This is a genomic window from Lysinibacillus sp. FSL P2-0066 (assembly GCF_037969495.1).
GTDB lineage: Bacteria > Bacillota > Bacilli > Bacillales_A > Planococcaceae > Lysinibacillus > Lysinibacillus boronitolerans.
In genome coordinates, this window is record NZ_CP150202.1 from 1,095,668 (window position 1) to 1,114,306 (window position 18,639).

General features: G+C 38.4%; 13 protein-coding genes and 2 pseudogenes. All 15 read left to right on the forward strand.

Annotated features, from left to right (window positions below; all coding sequences use genetic code 11):
* The first annotated feature begins 37 nt into the window (after nt 1-37).
* The 15 genes and pseudogenes from tsf (at nt 38) to MKZ14_RS05270 (ending at nt 18,627) form a co-directional block, all read left to right on the forward strand.
* Complete coding sequence (gene tsf / locus MKZ14_RS05200; RefSeq protein ID WP_016994555.1) at nt 38-925, forward strand: translation elongation factor Ts; 888 nt, start codon at nt 38-40, stop codon at nt 923-925.
* Between the two features lie 214 nt (nt 926-1,139).
* Complete coding sequence (gene pyrH / locus MKZ14_RS05205) at nt 1,140-1,865, forward strand: UMP kinase (RefSeq protein ID WP_004269260.1); 726 nt, start codon at nt 1,140-1,142, stop codon at nt 1,863-1,865.
* Nucleotides 1,865-2,422: a ribosome recycling factor gene (frr, locus tag MKZ14_RS05210; RefSeq protein WP_016994554.1), complete on the forward strand. Its 558-nt coding sequence runs from the start codon at nt 1,865-1,867 to the stop codon at nt 2,420-2,422. The genes pyrH and frr overlap by 1 nt, the downstream gene beginning before the upstream one ends.
* A gap of 309 nt (nt 2,423-2,731) precedes the next feature.
* A complete protein-coding gene (locus MKZ14_RS05215; RefSeq protein WP_333005784.1) occupies nt 2,732-3,526 on the forward strand; it encodes an isoprenyl transferase in 795 nt (264 codons plus the stop codon).
* Nucleotides 3,523-4,323, forward strand: coding sequence for a phosphatidate cytidylyltransferase (locus MKZ14_RS05220; protein ID WP_016994553.1), 801 nt, complete (start codon nt 3,523-3,525; stop codon nt 4,321-4,323). The genes MKZ14_RS05215 and MKZ14_RS05220 overlap by 4 nt, the downstream gene beginning before the upstream one ends.
* Before the next feature lie 61 nt (nt 4,324-4,384).
* Nucleotides 4,385-5,530: a 1-deoxy-D-xylulose-5-phosphate reductoisomerase gene (gene dxr, locus MKZ14_RS05225; protein ID WP_036080428.1), complete on the forward strand. Its 1,146-nt coding sequence runs from the start codon at nt 4,385-4,387 to the stop codon at nt 5,528-5,530.
* Between the two features lie 46 nt (nt 5,531-5,576).
* Nucleotides 5,577-6,839: an RIP metalloprotease RseP gene (gene rseP, locus MKZ14_RS05230; RefSeq protein ID WP_016994551.1), complete on the forward strand. Its 1,263-nt coding sequence runs from the start codon at nt 5,577-5,579 to the stop codon at nt 6,837-6,839.
* A gap of 131 nt (nt 6,840-6,970) precedes the next feature.
* A complete protein-coding gene (locus MKZ14_RS05235; RefSeq protein WP_339280648.1) occupies nt 6,971-8,677 on the forward strand; it encodes a proline--tRNA ligase in 1,707 nt (568 codons plus the stop codon).
* 270 nt (nt 8,678-8,947) lie between these two features.
* Nucleotides 8,948-11,875: pseudogene (locus MKZ14_RS05240) on the forward strand (PolC-type DNA polymerase III); the annotation flags it as partial.
* 716 nt (nt 11,876-12,591) lie between these two features.
* Nucleotides 12,592-14,418, forward strand: coding sequence for a group II intron reverse transcriptase/maturase (gene ltrA / locus MKZ14_RS05245; protein WP_339280649.1), 1,827 nt, complete (start codon nt 12,592-12,594; stop codon nt 14,416-14,418).
* Nucleotides 14,419-14,527: 109 nt separating this feature from the next.
* Nucleotides 14,528-15,931 (forward strand): annotated as a pseudogene (locus MKZ14_RS05250) (PolC-type DNA polymerase III); the annotation flags it as partial.
* Nucleotides 15,932-16,266: 335 nt separating this feature from the next.
* Complete coding sequence (rimP, locus tag MKZ14_RS05255) at nt 16,267-16,743, forward strand: ribosome maturation factor RimP (protein WP_004269252.1); 477 nt, start codon at nt 16,267-16,269, stop codon at nt 16,741-16,743.
* A gap of 24 nt (nt 16,744-16,767) precedes the next feature.
* Nucleotides 16,768-17,907 carry a transcription termination factor NusA gene (gene nusA / locus MKZ14_RS05260; RefSeq protein ID WP_048391564.1) on the forward strand — a complete coding sequence of 380 codons (1,140 nt, stop codon included), beginning with the start codon at nt 16,768-16,770 and terminating at the stop codon, nt 17,905-17,907.
* A 136-nt stretch (nt 17,908-18,043) separates the two neighbouring features.
* Nucleotides 18,044-18,322, forward strand: coding sequence for a YlxR family protein (locus tag MKZ14_RS05265; protein WP_004269250.1), 279 nt, complete (start codon nt 18,044-18,046; stop codon nt 18,320-18,322).
* Nucleotides 18,319-18,627: a YlxQ family RNA-binding protein gene (locus MKZ14_RS05270; RefSeq protein WP_004225011.1), complete on the forward strand. Its 309-nt coding sequence runs from the start codon at nt 18,319-18,321 to the stop codon at nt 18,625-18,627. Before MKZ14_RS05265 ends, MKZ14_RS05270 begins: the two co-directional genes overlap by 4 nt.
* Nucleotides 18,628-18,639 lie beyond the last annotated feature (12 nt).

Below are 18,639 nucleotides of genomic sequence, written 5' to 3' on the forward strand. Positions count from 1 at the left end.
TAAATTATGTTCAACCAATTTGAGGAGGAAACACTAAATGGCAAACATTACTGCACAATTAGTAAAAGAATTACGCGAAAAAACTGGCGCTGGAATGATGGATTGTAAAAAAGCGTTAGTACAAACTGATGGCGACTTAGAAGCTGCAATCGATTTCCTACGTGAAAAAGGTCTTTCTTCAGCTGCTAAAAAAGCTGACCGTATCGCTGCAGAGGGTACAACTTACATTTTAGAACAAGGTAACGAAGCAATCATCCTTGAAGTAAACGCTGAAACTGACTTTGTTGCGAAAAACGATAAATTCCAAGTATTAGTTGCATCTTTAGCTGAGCAATTACTTGCTGCTAAACCTGCATCAGTTGAAGCTGCTTTAGAGCTTGCAAATGCTGAAGGCGTAAAAATTGTAGATCAAATCTCAACTGCTATTGCAACAATTGGAGAAAAAATTACACTTCGTCGCTTCGAAATTAAAACAAAATCTGATGCAGATGCATTCGGTTCATACTTACACATGGGTGGCCGTATCGGTGTATTAGTAACTTTAGAAGGTTCTACTGATGCAGCAGCTGCTAAAGATGTTGCTATGCACATTGCAGCAATCAACCCAACTTATGTTTCTCGTGATGAAGTTTCTGCTGAAGAAGTTGAACGTGAGCGTAAAGTATTAACTGAACAAGCTCTTAACGAAGGTAAACCAGAAAACATCGTTGCAAAAATGGTTGAAGGCCGTCTTGGTAAATACTTCGAAGATGTTTGCTTACTTGACCAAACTTTCGTTAAAAACTCAGATCAAAAAGTACGTGATTTTGTAGCTTCAACTGGTGGTTCTGTAAACGGCTTTGTACGTTACGCTGTTGGTGAAGGTATCGAAAAACGTGAAGATAACTTTGCAGAAGAAGTAATGAGCCAAGTTAAAGGTAACTAATTTAGCTTGCATTTGATTCTAATCAAATAATATCTAGATTATCTAGACAAAAAAATGGGGAACACAACATAGCGTGTTCCCTATTTTTCCGAAGTGAATGAAAAATTGAAGAATTTTCTATTATGCCTTATTCACAACTAGCAATTATTGTTAGATATACTATAATGGAAAAGGGAATAGGGATGTTTTAAATAAAGTCTTACGGAGGTTTACAATGAGTGTACCGCAATATAAACGAGTAGTTATTAAACTAAGTGGTGAAGCGTTAGCTGGAGAAGCGGGCTTCGGTTTATCACCAAAAATAATCAAGTCTGTTGCAGAAGAAGTAAAAGAAGTAGTAGATCTTGATGTAGAAGTTGCTGTTGTTGTAGGTGGCGGTAATATATGGCGTGGGAAAATAGGTAGTGAAATGGGAATGGATCGTGCTGCTGCGGACTATATGGGCATGCTGGCAACCGTAATGAACTCCCTAGCTTTACAAGATGCACTTGAAAAATTAGGCATTGAAACACGTGTTCAATCTTCTATTGTGATGACTCAAGTAGCGGAGCCATACATTCGTCGTAAAGCAGTTAGACATCTTGAGAAAAAGCGTGTCGTTATCTTTGCAGCAGGGACAGGTAATCCGTTCTTCTCTACTGATACGACTGCCGCATTACGAGCAGCAGAAATTGACGCTGATGCAATTTTAATGGCTAAAAACAATGTCGATGGCGTTTATTCAGCGGATCCTAAAGTGGATGAGACAGCCATTAAATATGATACACTCACATACTTAGACGTTATCCAACAAGGCTTACAAGTAATGGATTCAACGGCTTCTACTTTATGTATGGATAACGATATCCCGCTAATTGTTTTCTCAATTACGGAGCCGGGTAACATTAAACGTGCTGTACAAGGCGAGAAAATCGGAACAGTTGTTAGGAGGAATGTATAATGGCTAAACAAGTATTAGAACAAGCAAAAGAAAAAATGAACAAAACAATCGCAGCTTTCTCACGCGAACTAGCATCTATTCGTGCGGGTCGTGCGAATGCATCTCTATTAGATCGTATTTCGGTTGATTACTATGGAGCGCCAACACCAATTAACCAACTTGCGGGTGTTTCTATACCTGAAGCTCGTTTATTAGTAATCACACCTTACGATAAATCAATTTTAGGTGATATTGAAAAAGCAATTATGAAATCAGATATTGGTATCACACCAACAAATGATGGTTCTGTCATCCGTCTTATGATTCCCGCTTTAACAGAAGAGCGTCGTAAGGATCTAGTAAAACAAGTGAAAAAAGAAGCGGAAGACGCAAAAATTGCTGTCCGTAATGTTCGTCGTGATGCAAATGATGATTTGAAAAAACTTGAAAAAGCTGGCGAAATCACAGAAGACGATCTACGTGGCTATGGTGAAGATATTCAAAAATTAACAGATGAATTCATTGTAAAAGTAGATCAAGTAGCGAAAGATAAAGAAAAAGAAATTTTAGAGGTGTAAACAAACCTTTTACACGTCTATGATGGAACTTTTTGAGGAGATGAAGGCGTCCTATACTTAACAGGACGTCTTTTCTCTTTATTATTCATAGCCAAATTGCTGACTCAAGTAGAGAGCATGTATGAATGTGAAAAGGTCATTAATAATACAATCATCATTTTTTAACAAACTCATTCTTTAATATGTGTATAGTTCTAAAATAAGCTAGTACATACATAGTCAATTTAGAGGGAAAAAAAAGACAAAAGGCGCTTTTGTTTGATATGATAGGTTAGTATACGTCCGATTAGTTGTAGTGGGGGAGTTAGCATGTTTAAAAAGCTATTAGGTAAACAAATAAATATGGATACACTATCATTGGAGGAGCGTGTGGCCCTAGCTAAAAGCGAGCCGATTCCTGCCCATGTAGCGATTATTATGGACGGAAATGGACGTTGGGCGAAGAAACGAGCTATGCCACGTGTGGCTGGTCATCATGAAGGAATGAAGACGGTGCGTAAGGTGACGAGATTTGCGTCAGATTTGGGTATTAAAGTCTTAACTGTCTATGCATTTTCCACTGAAAATTGGAAGCGACCAAAACCTGAGGTTGATTTTCTTATGAGGCTACCTGTTGAGTTTTTAGGTTCCTTTTTACCAGAAATGATGGAGCGTAATGTACGTGTCGAAATGATTGGAGACCCCTCTTTATTACCTGCCCATACACAAAAAGCGTTGTATGAGGCAATGGAAGAAACGAAGCATAATACAGGGCTTATTTTAAATTTTGCGCTAAATTATGGTAGTCGTTCTGAAATGGTCAATGCCATGAAAATAATGCTTCAAAAAGTGCAGGACGGTCAATTAACGATGCAAGACATAACAGAAGATTGCTTAACATCTCATTTAATGACGGCCCATTTACCTGAGCCAGATCTTTTAATTCGTACAAGTGGTGAAGTGCGATTAAGTAACTTTATGTTATGGCAGCTCGCCTATACAGAATTTTGGTTTACAGATACATTGTGGCCAGATTTTAGTGAGGAAAACTTACTGGAAGCGGTGGAAAACTATCAGAAACGTAATCGCCGTTACGGTGGGTTGAAGGGAGAAGAAACAACTTGAAACAACGAATTATCACGGCAATAATTGCAGCAGCACTTTTTATTCCGTTCGTTATTTATGGCAAAGTACCGTTTACCATACTTGTGCTCGCAATGGCTATTGTCGGTTTTTATGAAATACTTAAGATGAAAGGTATTTCCATCTTTTCTGTGCCTGGCTTCTTAGGGCTAGTCACTTTAATATTACTGGTTATCCCGAAGGACTGGAGTGAAAAGGTTGTAGAATTAATAGGCTATTCATCTAATCTAATGGTAGTCTATGGTCTAATGATGCTACTTCTTATTTACGTAGTATTAGTAAAAAATAAAATAACCTTTGATGAAGTTGGCTTTATTTTATTAGGCGCATTTTATGTGGGCTTAGGATTCCATTATTTAATTGAAACTAGAAATGTTGGATTAGAGTATGTTGTCTATTGCTTATTAGTTGTTTGGACAACAGATTCTGGTGCTTATTTTGTAGGTAGAAAATTAGGGAAAAATAAGTTATGGCCAGAAATTTCACCTAAGAAAACGATCGAAGGCTTTATAGGTGGAATCGTCATTGCTGTTATTTTTGCAGTTGGTATGCAACTCATTTACCCATTCGCAAATGGTTATATATCACTTGTTTTAGTAACGATTTTTGCCTCAATCATTGGTCAAATGGGGGATTTGGTAGAGTCTGCTATTAAACGCCACTTTGATGTAAAAGATTCAGGCAATATTTTACCAGGGCATGGGGGAATATTAGATCGCTTTGATAGTCTATTATTTGTCGTGCCTCTACTCCATTTTTTACATTTATTTAGTAATTAATTGTATAGGGAAAGACTCTTGCTAAATCATTTGCTTAGATAGAAAAAGGGGACAATTTGTTGTGAAAAAAATTAGTTTATTAGGTGCAACTGGTTCAATTGGTTGGCAAACCTACGACATCTTAAAAGAACAACGTGATGCTTTTCAATTAGTAGCTTTTTCATCAGGAAAGAACTTAGAGAAAACGCGAGAAATGATTGAAACATTAAAGCCCGAATTAGTTTCAGTACAATTAGAAGAAGATGCACTTACGCTTGCTAATGAGTTTCCAAATATCCAATTTACATTTGGGGCAAAAGGACTTGTAGAGGTCGCAACACATCCAGATTCGACTGTTCTTGTCAATGCTGTGCTTGGAAGTGTAGGGCTTGAATCAACATTAGCAGCCATTCGTATGGGCAAAACGATTGCTATTGCTAATAAAGAAACGCTTGTAACTGCTGGTCATTTAGTGATGGCAGAGGCCAAAAAATACAAAGCAACCATCTTGCCTGTAGATAGTGAGCACTCTGCCATCTTCCAATCAATGAATGGTGAGAATCCGAAAAATATTGAACGTTTGATTATTACCGCTTCTGGTGGTAGCTTCCGTGATAAAACGCGAGAGCAATTAAAACAAGTGACGGTCGCAGATGCACTTAATCATCCAAACTGGTCTATGGGTGCAAAAATTACGATAGATTCCGCTACAATGATGAACAAGGGATTAGAAGTCATAGAAGCACATGTTTTATTTGATATGCCATATGATAAAATAGATGTACTTTTGCATAGAGAAAGTATTATTCACTCTCTAGTTGAGTATCATGATACTAGTGTTATTGCTCAGCTAGGTACACCAGATATGCGTGTGCCAATCCAATATGCTTTAAGCTACCCAGACCGTATCCCATTACAAAATGGTCAGCGACTAAATTTAGCGCAAATTGGTCAACTACATTTTCAAGAGATGGACTTTGAGCGATACCCTGCCTTGCGTTTAGCGTATGAGGCTGGTCGTATGGGTGGTACGATTCTGACAGCAATGAATGCAGCAAACGAAGCGGCAGTTTCAGCCTTTTTACAAGGAAAAATCACATTCCTTGAAATTGATGAAACGATTGAACGTGTGATGCAAGCACACCAAAACATTGCAATACCAGATTTACAAACCATATTACATGTGGATAGTGAGACAAGAAAAATAGTGTTAGACATGGTAAAATAACGAAAGCACTGTAACGTTAACTAATCGCTATTAAAGGTGGGGTAATATGCAAACAGCCATTGCATTTATATTAATATTTGGTATGCTCGTCTTCTTCCATGAACTTGGACATTTCTTATTTGCCAAACGTGCAGGTATCTTAGTACGTGAATTTGCGATCGGAATGGGTCCCAAAATTTATGGAAAAACGCATGGCGAAACAATGTATACTATTCGATTATTACCAATCGGGGGATACGTACGTATGGCCGGCGAGGATATGGATGGCACTGAATTACAGCCAGGCTACCGAATAGGGCTTATTGTGAATGAGGATAATGTTGTAAAAAAAATTATTTTCAATCAAAACAATAAGCAGTTACCAGATTTATTATTTTTAGAAGTTGAACGCGCTGATTTAGAGAAAGAGTTATTTGTAGAGGGCTATGATGAAGAAGAACGTTTAGTTCGTTATCAAGTAGCTAGAGACTGTGTGCTAGTGGAAAATGGTCGTGAACTAGTCATTGCGCCACAGGATCGTCAATTTAATGCAAAAACAGTCGGCCAACGAGCGATGACGATCTTTGCAGGTCCTTTGTTTAACTTTATTCTTGCGTTTGTGATTTATTTAGTGATTGGTTTGATCCACGGTGTACCAACATACGAGCCAATCATCACGGAAGTAGTAGAGAATGATCCAGCTGCACAGGCAGGGATGCTGGCAGGAGATAGAGTAACAGCTATTAACGGACAAGCAGTTGAAAAATGGCAAGATTTAGCTGCTATCGTTCAAGATCATCCAAACGAAGATATTGCTGTGACAGTTGAACGAGATGGACAATCAGTGAACTTAAATATGACCGTCAAGGAAATCCAACAGGATGGCGAAAAATATGGTCAAATAGGTGTGCGCTATGAAAGCCCAAGAGAATTTAACCCATTAAAAGCAGTTGTCTATGGAGCACAAGAAACCTATAATATGACTGTGAAAATATTTGAACTATTAGGTATGCTGATTACTGGTAAGTTCACAATAGATGCACTTTCTGGTCCTGTAGGTATTTATAAAGCAACAGAGCAAGTTGCCCAGTATGGTATTATGAACTTAATGAATTGGGCAGCAATGCTAAGTATTAACTTAGGAATTATGAACCTACTTCCATTACCAGCACTTGACGGAGGCCGTTTATTATTCTTTGGTTTTGAAGCTCTACGTGGTAAACCAATTGACCGTCAAAAAGAAGGTATTGTACATTTTGTAGGAATCGTCCTACTGATGATTCTAATGGTGGTTGTTACATGGAACGATATACAACGATTTTTCTTTTAATTCATTTACAGTTAAATGAAATTTGATTTCCTAGCTTTGAGCGCAATTTCGATGAAACATTGCGCTCAAAGCTAAATTTGTTTATGCTATTGAGAGTATAAACTTATCTATTGAAAAAGGTGGAACACTGAATGAAGCAAAGTAAAACATTTATCCCAACGTTACGTGAAGTACCTGCTGATGCTGAGGTAAAATCACATAAGCAATTACTACGTGCAGGGTTTATTCGTCAAAATACAAGTGGGGTATACTCGTATTTACCGCTTGCAAAACGTGTGCTAACAAAAATTGAAACAATTATCCGAGAAGAAATGGAAGCTATCAACTCCATTGAGCTTCTAATGCCATCTCTACAATCTGCTGAGCTGTGGCAGGAATCAGGTCGCTGGGAAAAATACGGTCCAGAATTAATGCGCTTAAAAGACCGTCATGACCGCGATTTTGCATTAGGACCAACACACGAAGAAGTCATCACTACTTTAGTACGTGATGAAATTAAATCATATAAAAAATTACCGTTAACGTTGTATCAAATTCAAACGAAATTCCGTGATGAAAAACGTCCTCGCTTTGGCTTACTACGCGGAAGAGAGTTTATCATGAAGGATGCTTATTCTTTCCATGCCTCACGCGAAAGTTTAGATGAAACATATGAAGATATGTATCGTGCTTATTCTAATATTTTTTCCCGCCTTGGCTTAAACTACCGCGCTGTTATTGCAGATGCAGGTTCGATTGGCGGTAAAGGAACACATGAATTTATGGTGCTTTCTGAAATCGGTGAAGATACAATTGCATACTCTGATACTTCTGATTATGCAGCAAATATCGAAATGGCTGAAGTAATCGTTGATTATCAACCATCTGATGAAGCTTTAAAAGAAGTGGAAAAAGTAGCAACACCAGAGCAAAAAACAATTGAAGATGTTTCAGCATTCTTAAAGGTAGAACCTGCTAATGTCATCAAATCCCTAGTTTTTGATGTAGATGGAGAGCTTGTTGTAGTCCTTGCACGTGGGGATCATGAAATTAATGATATCAAATTGAAAAATGCACTTGATGCAGGTTCTGTAGAACTTGCTAGTGAAGCAGCAATTCAAGAATTATTAGGGTGTGGCGTTGGTTCAATTGGCCCAGTGAAATTACCAGTAGACGTAAAAGTAGTAGCAGACCATGCTATTAAATCTATCCGTAATGGTATTGCAGGTGCAAACGAAGATGGATTCCATTTAGTCAATGTTAACCCAGAGCGTGATTTTGCTGTTAATGATTATTTAGATATTCGTTTTATTCAAGAGGGAGATCCATCTCCTGATGGACAAGGGAACATTAAGTTTGCAGAAGGTATCGAGGTTGGTCACATTTTCAAATTAGGTACTACATACTCTGATAAAATGAATGGTACATTCTTAGATGAGCAAGGTAAGGCTCAACCATTTATTATGGGGTGCTATGGTATTGGCGTATCTCGTATTCTAGCTGCTGTAGCGGAGCACTTCCAAGATGACAATGGCTTTACATGGCCACCACAATTAGCACCGTATGATATTCATGTTGTGCCAGTTAACACAAAAGATGAGGCACAAGTGGCATTAGCAGAGGAGCTTTATGGCTTACTAAAATCATACCGTTATGATGTACTAATAGATGATCGTCCTGAACGTGCGGGTGTAAAATTCGCGGATGCTGATTTAATTGGTTTACCTGTTCGAGTAACTGTTGGTAAAAAAGCAACAGAAGGTATTGTAGAAGTGAAATTCCGTCAAACAGGTGAAACATTTGAATGGAAAAAAGAAGAAGTAATTGATCGCCTTAACGAATTTTTCCGTAAAAATTAACGATGAGCTAAATTGTTGTTTATAATTGGAATTCGATGCTTTTGATAGAGGCTTTCGTATAATTTTGATAAGATAGATATAAATAATTCGCGACACTTCTGCGGGACAGTGAGCCAAGCAAGAAACAACAGATGGTAAAATCTCTGTTAAACTTGAAGAGCGCCCGCAGTGTGGGAGCGAATTTTTTTCTTGAGTTTTCACATGCATTTGAGACGAACTAGAACATGAGGCTAAAGAAACTGCCTCTTTCTGAAAGTAGGTGTCATTAGATTGGAACAGCAACAAGAGGCAAGAATGAGACTTCGAATGCTCTTGCAACAACTAGAGTTAACAGATGATGTATATATGTCATTTTTTGAGGAAGGTGAACTATCACGCCTGACAGTTCATAAAAAGGATAGACTTTGGCATTTCACCATTAAGCTAAAGGATATACTACCATTTCCGTTATATCAGCTTTTCCGTACGCATTTAACTGAGAAATTTTCAGCCATCGCCCAAGTTAATACGACATTTGAAACATTAGATAAAAATGTCACAGAGGAACTGGTGCAAGCGTACTGGCTAAATGTTGTGGAACAAATTGATGAGATGGCTCCAACGCTTAAAAACTGTCTTATTACCCAAATACCAACATGGAACGGCCAAAAAATCACATTATCCTGTATGCAGGAAATGGAATTTATGATGCTCAAAACTAAATATGCTGACAAACTGGCAGAAAGCTATGGGCAATTTGGTTTCCCTCGTATGGCAATCGACTTTGTGCTACAAGAAGAAACAGAAGAAATGATAGCGGCACAGGAAGCGTTTATGGAGCAGAAACGTATGGAAGAAGTGGCTCTAGCACAGCAAGCAATGCAAGATTTCCAAAAGCGTGAGCAGGAGAAGAAGGACAATCCAGCATTGGCAAACCTTGGTGACCGTCCATTCCAACTTGGGATGCATATTAAAGATGATGAAGTCATGGAAATTAAACGGATTGTTGAAGAAGAACGACGTGTTATTATTGAAGGATTTGTCTTTGATACGGAAATTAAAGAGTTAAAAAGTGGACGTTCCTTACTACAAATTAAAATTACCGACTATACAGATTCCATTGTTGTAAAAATGTTTTCTCGTGACAATGATGATGCTGAATTAATGCAACATTTGAAAAAGGGCATGTGGGTTAAAGTTCGAGGCTCTGTGCAAACAGATACGTTTATTCGTGATTTAATCGTCATGGCGAATGATATTAATGAAATCAAAAAAGCAACACGACAGGATTTAGCACCAGAGGGTGAAAAGCGTGTTGAGTTACATTTGCATACACCAATGAGCCAAATGGATGCTGTTACACCTGTTGATCGACTTGTTGCTCAGGCTGCAAAGTGGGGGCATCCAGCCATAGCTATTACGGATCATGCCGTTGTGCAATCTTTCCCTGAAGCATATGCAGCGGGGAAAAAACATGGCATTAAGATTATTTATGGTCTGGAAGCAAATTTAGTTGATGATGGTGTACCGATTGCCTATGCTCCAGAGCATCGTTTATTGGCAGACACAACGTATGTTGTTTTTGACGTAGAAACGACAGGGCTATCAACTGCATACGATACCATTATTGAATTGGCTGCAGTTAAAATTAAAGATGGGCAAGTGATCGATAAGTACGAAAGCTTTGCAAACCCACATCATCCACTTTCAGCAACGACCATCGAATTAACAGGGATTACTGATGATATGGTTCGAAATGCTCCAGAGGTAGAGCAGGTCATTAAAGAATTTCATGCCTTTATCGGTGATGCAATCGTTGTCGCTCATAACGCATCATTTGATATAGGCTTCCTATATACAGGCTATAAAAAATTTGGTCTTGAAGAGACAGTCCATCCTGTCATTGATACATTAGAGCTAGCAAGATTGCTTTATCCTACAATGAAAAACCACCGTTTGAATACGCTGTGTAAAAAATTCAATATTGAATTAACACAGCATCACCGAGCAATTTATGATACTGAGGCGACAGGGTATCTCCTGCTGCAGCTATTGAAGGATGCTGATGAGCTAGCTATTAAATACCATGATGACTTCAATAAGCATATTGGTGGTGGGGATGCCTATAAAAAAGGGAGACCTATGCATTGTACAATTTTAGCAGTAGATAATGCAGGCTTAAAAAACTTATTTAAAATCGTCTCACACTCGCATACAAAAACATTCTATCGTGTTCCTCGTGTGACACGTGCAGTGCTTGAACAATATCGTGAGGGCTTATTAGTAGGATCAGGTTGTAGTAATGGTGAAGTATTCGAAACGATGATGAATAAGTCTCCAGAGGAAGCAGAGAAAGTCGCTCGTTTTTATGATTATATTGAGGTGCAACCGAAGGCTGTATATGCGCCATTAATCGAACGCAATGTTGTACGTGATGAATGGACATTAGAAGATATTATCCGTAAACTTGTGAAACTCGGGAAGAAGCTAGATAAGCCTGTTGTTGCAACTGGAAATGTTCATTATTTAGATCCGACAGATGGGATGTTTAGGCAAATACTTATTGGTTCACAAGGTGGAGCGAATATTTTGAATCGCTCTAAGCTACCAGAGGTCCATTTTAGAACAACTGATGAAATGCTGAAAGAATTTGATTTTTTAGGACCTGATCTTGCAAAAGAAGTGGTTGTGACGAATACTCAAAAAGTGGCAGCAAGTATAGGTGACGTCAAACCAATTAAGGATGACCTATATACACCAAAAATTGAGGGCTCTGATGATGAGGTAACCAATTTAACTTATGAAATGGCCCATCGTATTTATGGCGAGGAGTTACCAGAAATCGTGAAAGCTCGAATTGAGAAAGAGTTAAAATCGATTTTGGGGCACGGTTTTGGAGTAATTTATTTAATTTCTGCCAAGCTAGTGAAAAAATCATTAGCTGATGGCTATTTAGTAGGATCCCGTGGTTCGGTTGGTTCTTCATTAGTAGCTACTTTTATGGAAATCACAGAGGTTAACCCATTACCTCCTCACTATATTTGTCCTAATTGTAAACATTCCGAGTTTTTTGATGATGGTTCTGTCAGCTCAGGCTACGATTTACCAAATAAAGACTGCACGGAATGTGGAACACCTTATAAAAAAGATGGACAAGACATACCATTTGAAACCTTCCTTGGTTTTAAAGGTGATAAGGTACCTGATATCGATTTAAGTGCGACACGTTGCTAATTGAAAAGATTAGCCACCATTAATGGTAGAACTGCTATTTCGAAGTGTGGAATGACGGAGTAACGCCCCGAAACACACTCGCTGAAGCTACGACATGCAAGCGGATGACTGCAAAATTGAAACTTGTATGAAGCTCGTTAAAGGGGGCTGAAGTTCACCCAAACAGTACAGCTGTGGAAAAGGAGACATCCTGTGAATGATAGGTCTGGCGTCTATAAACTTTCTATGGTTAGAATCAGTAGATTGACTGGGACGAACCCTCGATTGACTTTTCGTGAATGTCACACAGTAGAAATGCTGTGGGGTCCAAATTAGGGCTTCTAGGTGTGGATGAGTAAGCGTTTGATTATGAAAATCCATCTTGTGTTATAGGCACATGCAAGCCTAGCGGAATTTAGGGGGAACCTAAGGGAAGATGTACAGATAGAAATAGTGGAACGTGTGAAGCTCCAAACGTAAGAGACAGTTGCATGTCGATGACGACGGTACGAGGAAAGGCTTTTAGCTATAACTCGTTTTAACGGAGTGGCAGTAGTGCCGTAGTACCGATGATGAAATGCCAATGATGACTGAATAACAAATAGGTCGGAGGAAAAAACATTTCTGAGGGAAGGGCACAAGTCGTTAGTGTTGAAAACAAACCTACACAAGTCAGATTCTAGTATGACTAAAGAGAACGAAAGCTCAAAGGGAGTGATTAGTTGACTGACTTAATGATTCAAAAGTTAAGAAACAATGAGTATTTTGGATTGCAAACAACTTTTGATGATCTTTATAACGAAAGTAAAAATGGTCGTTATTTTACAGACATTTATGATGTGATTATTTCCGAAGAAAATATCATGCTCGCCTTTCGTAACCTTAAAAGTAATACAGGTAGTAAAACGAAAGGTACTAATGGACACACAATTAAACATTTAAACAAAATGAATGCTAATAAACTAATCAAGCTTGTTCGAAGAAGACTAGAAAATTATTCACCACATGCAGTAAGAAGGTTATTCATACCAAAACCGAATGGAAAGATGCGACCTCTTGGTATCCCAACTATTGAGGATAGATTAATACAGCAAATGTTTTTGCAAGTATTAGAGCCGATTACAGAGGCGAAATTTCATCCGCAAAGTTATGGCTTTAGACCGAAACGAAGCACACATGATGCCCTCGCAAGATGCTATCATATGGTGAATCATAGTCATCAGCATTTTGTTGTTGATATCGACATTAAAGGTTTCTTCGATAATGTAAATCATAAAAAGCTAATGAGACAATTATGGACGATTGGTATTAGGGATAAAAAAGTATTAGTAATTATCAAAAAGATGCTGAAAGCTGAAATTACAGGTGAAGGAGTACCAACGAAAGGAACGCCCCAAGGAGGAATTTTATCTCCGCTACTTGCCAATGTAGTATTAAACGAGTTGGATTGGTGGATTTCAAATCAATGGGAAACGAAACCAACACGAGTACCTTATAAGCTAAAACGCAATAAAACGGACGCACTTAAAAAGACAAGGTTAAAACCAATGTATCTAGTTCGATACGCAGATGATTTTAAAATATTCACGAACTCATATGAAAATGCTCGAAAGATTAAAATTGCTGTTGAAAAATGGTTAAAAGAACGATTAGGGCTAGAAATTAGTGAAGAAAAAAGTAAAATCACGAATTTGCGTAAGAATGGTACAGACTTTTTAGGAGTTCGCTTTAGAGCGGTACAAAAAGGCAATGCGAAAACAGGATACATCGTCAATTCTAAGATGGACCCAAGAGCAAAAGAAAAGGTACAAGGCGTTATAAGGCATCAGCTAGTAAAACTAAGAAAAAGTCCTACTCCACAAAAAGTGATGAATTTTAATGCGAATATTTTAGGGCTGCAAAACTATTATAAGATTGCAACTCGGATCGCTCAGGATTTTAATGAGATAAGGCATAACATTCACCCAAACATTAAATCACTCATGATTAGAAACATCTTTTTGAAAACAAAAGAAACAAACGGAGTGATTGATAAATTTTACGGAGATTACAATTATCCACGTTTCAAAAGCAATGGATTGCTGGTATATCCTATTGAAGCTGTTCGACATGATATACGAGGACAGCGAAAGCCTGAATTCACAATTTACAATGAAGCTGATAGGAAAGTAATTCATAAAGATTTAAAACAAGTGTCCATTCGAGAAATCGAAATGTTTCGTAAAGGAATATATAAATCAAAAAGTGTTCTGTATGAGAATAACCGATTGAGTAAATATGTAGCACAAAAAGGCTGCTGTGGTATTACGGGTGAGAGATTAACACCTCATCAAGCGTTATGTCATCACATTAAATCAACAGCACAAGGTGGTACAGATGAATACGATAACTTGATTATTATTAATAGAAAGTATCATATGCTCATTCACAATTCAGACCCTTTAAGGAATAAAGAATATCAGAAGATTTTAAGTAAATTCGAAATAAAAGCAATGAATAAATTAAACAGGCTAAGAACGGAAGTAGGAAATCCAAAGCTTAGTCTATAACATTCAACAAAACTAACGATGGAACGCCGTGTGAGTGTGAAAGCCTCATGCACGGTGTGGGACGGGGGAAAAGCTGGCGATAACTTCAAAGGCTTACCTATCGTCATATTTTTCGGGTGAATATCAGCCTCAAGCGCACAACTATACAAAGGTGCTATTTGGTGAGGATTATGTATTCCGTGCTGGAACAATCGGTACAGTGGCGGAGAAAACAGCATATGGCTATGTGAAAGGCTATGCAAATGATCATAATTTACATTTTCGTGGAGCAGAAGTTGATCGTTTAGTTCAAGGCTGTACAGGAGTAAAACGTACAACTGGGCAACACCCTGGAGGAATTATTGTTGTTCCAGATTATATGGACATTTATGATTTTTCTCCAGTGCAATTCCCTGCAGATGCGCAGGATGCAGAATGGCGTACAACCCATTTTGATTTCCACTCTATTCATGACAATATTTTAAAGCTAGATATACTTGGACACGATGATCCAACGGTGATCAGAATGTTACAGGATTTATCGGGAATCGATCCTAAAACAATTCCGACCGATGATCCTGTCGTCATGAAAATTTTTAGTTCTCCTGAATCTTTAGGCGTGACAGAAAAGCAAATTGGCTGTAAGACAGGGACACTAGGTATACCAGAATTCGGTACGCGTTTTGTACGTCAAATGCTAGAAGATACGAAGCCTTCGACATTCTCGGAGCTTGTACAAATTTCTGGACTTTCCCATGGAACAGACGTATGGCTAGGGAATGCACAAGAATTAATTCAAAACGGTACATGTGTGCTAAAAGAAGTAATTGGTTGTCGTGATGACATTATGGTGTATTTAATTTATCAAGGTCTAGAGCCGTCACTAGCCTTCAAAATTATGGAATCTGTTCGTAAAGGGAAGGGATTATCAGAAGAATTTGAAGCCGAGATGCTCGCCAATAAAGTACCAGGTTGGTATATTGAATCTTGTAAAAAGATAAAATACATGTTCCCGAAAGCCCATGCCGCAGCATATGTGCTAATGGCAGTACGAATTGCCTGGTTCAAGGTACATTTTCCAATCCTTTATTATGCAGCGTATTTCACAGTTCGAGCAGATGATTTTGATTTAATTGCAATGGTGCAAGGATCGCAAATGATTCGAGCACGGATTGATGAAATCAATATGAAAGGCTTAGATGCATCCACTAAAGAGAAAAACTTATTAACGGTGCTGGAGCTTGCATTAGAAATGTGTGAGCGAGGTATGAGTTTCCAAAAGGTTGACCTATATCGTTCCCAAGCTAGTGAGTTTGTCATTGATGGCAATTCACTAATCCCTCCGTTCGATGCAATTCCGGGTCTTGGAACCAACGTGGCGAAAACGATCGTAGCTGCTCGTGAAGAGGGAGAGTTTTTATCCAAGGAAGATTTACAGCAACGTGGTCGTGTTTCCAAAACGCTTATCGAATACATGGACCAGCTTGGTTGTTTAGAAGGCATGCCTGATGCTAATCAGTTATCGCTATTCTAGTATTACAATTGTTTTGCATGGAAAGGTCACAATGTAAATTCAAATTCCTGACACAATATGGTTATCTATAATGAAGGAAATTTGCATTGTGTCGAGAACTGTGCTATTCTAATGGTAATAATTTGTTGATATTTTTCCAGCAAAAGAGTGGGGCATACCCGCTCTTTTCTGTTGTTTAACCGTAGCAAAACAAATTTTGACTAACAGCAGGTAAGACCGTAAAATTTCACCAAAGCAACTGGTGGAATTTCTGTTTTATTATGGTTTATTACTGCGTTAACCTGATAGTGATGAACAATTCATACGCTAGAATTTGATAAATACAGGAGGAAATAATGAGCAAAGTACCATCTTTAATTGAAGAGCTCGCTAAACCAATTGTGGATGAGTTAAATCTTGAGCTAGTGGATATTGAGTTCGTAAAAGAAGGACGAAACTGGTTTTTACGTGTCTATGTTGATACACCTGAGGGTGGAATTGACATAGATCAATGTGCTCAAGTGAGTGAACGACTAAGCTTGTTATTGGATGAAAAAGATCCAATTACACAAAACTATTATTTAGAAGTTTCTTCGCCTGGAGCGGAACGTCCATTAAAAAAAGATACGGATTTTGTCAAAGCAGTTGGCAAGTTTATTTATGTAAAAACCTATGAGCCCATCAAGGACATGAAGGAATTCCAAGGCTACTTAACGTCATACGATGAACATACATTAGTGATGGAAGTGCGTATTAAAACACGTAAAATAACAGTAACAATTGAACAAGAAAAAATCGCATTGGCACGACTTGCCATCGATTTTTCTGCATAAAGCATATTTAGGAGTGAAAACAAAATGAGTAGTGATTTGTTAGATGCGCTGAATGCGCTAGAAGAACAAAAAGGAATTTCAAGAGATGTGTTAATCGAAGCCATTGAAGCGGCATTAGTTACAGCTTACAAACGCAACTTTAACCAAGCACAAAATGTTCGAGTAGACTTAAATTTAGATAAGGGCTCAATTCGTGTATTTTCACGTAAAGATGTTGTGGAAGAGGTAGAAGATGATCGTTTGCAAATTTCTTTAGAAGATGCAAAAGTCATTAATCCAGCCTATCAGCTAGAGGATATCGTGGAGCAGGAAGTAACACCACGTAACTTTGGACGCATTGCTGCACAAACAGCAAAGCAAGTAGTTACACAACGCGTACGTGAAGCGGAACGAGGTTTAATTTATGAGCAGTACGTAGACCGTGAAGATGATATCGTAACTGGCGTTGTTGAACGTTTAGATGCTCGTAATATCTATGTAGGTTTAGGGAAAGTAGAAGCGGCATTGCCTGTAAATGAACAAATCCAAGGTGAATCTTATCATCCACATGATCGTATTAAAGTGTATATTACAAAAGTGGAACGTACAACTCGTGGACCTCAAGTGATTGTGTCTCGTACACATCCTGGTTTATTACGTCGATTATTTGAGATGGAAGTACCTGAAATTTATGAGGGTATTGTAGAGATTAAATCAATTGCACGTGAAGCTGGAGATCGCTCTAAAATTTCTGTTTTCGCTCATAATGAGGAAGTGGATCCAGTTGGTTCATGTGTTGGGGCAAAGGGAGCTCGTGTACAAACAATTGTCAATGAACTAAATGGTGAAAAAATTGATATCGTAGAATGGTCTGAAGACCCAGTTGTATTTGTAGCTAATGCATTAAGCCCATCAAAAGTATTAGATGTACAAGTGAATGAAGAAGAAAAGTCGACAACAGTCGTTGTACCAGACTATCAATTATCTCTAGCTATCGGTAAACGTGGGCAAAATGCTCGTCTAGCAGCGAAGCTTACTGGCTGGAAAATTGATATTAAGAGTGAGACTGATGCTCGTGAATTAGGTATTTATCCTTCGGCTACAAGCACTTTCATCCCTGCTCATGATGAAGAAAGTGATTTTGATGATGTAGCAGTTGACTTATATCAAGACGACGAAGAATAAGTAAGAAAGCCCGTGTGACAAGTTAGCTGACAGTATTCAGTGGGCCCCCTACGCCGACTGAATACTGTCAGAGCGTCAAGTAGAGCATGACTTGTCCACCTCTTACGACAAGCTTCAGAGAGGAATGGTGATTCTTATGGCTGTAAACAAAAAAGTACCTCTTCGTAAATGTGTAGCAACTGGAGAAATGCTACCAAAGAAAGAGATGATACGTGTTGTTCGTTCGAAAGAGGGCGAAGTAAGTGTAGATGTCTCCGGGAAAAAGCCTGGGCGTGGTGCCTATGTCTCTAAATCAGAGCAGGCAGTTGACCTCGCGCGTAAGAAAAATGTATTAGGGCACCAACTTGATGTGAAAATTCCTGAAGAAATATACGAGGAACTTATTTTGCTGATTCGTAGGGAGTCAATTTTATGATAAATCAAGCAATATTTAATTTGCTTGGAATCGCAGCAAGAGCACGTAAGGTGATTTCAGGAGAAGAGTTAGTAGTAAAGGAAGTCCGCAATGGCAATGCTAAACTAGTACTGCTTGCAAACGATGCTTCTAAAAACTCTAGTAAAAAAATTCAAGATAAGTGCACGTACTACAACGTTGAGTATCATGTAATTGGAGATCGATATGATCTAGGACATGCTACAGGTAAGGAGGCCCGTGTGGCTTTAGCTATTACCGATAAAGGTTTTGCAAGTAAATTGTCTAGTCTACTCAACGAAAACTAATCGGGGGTGAGC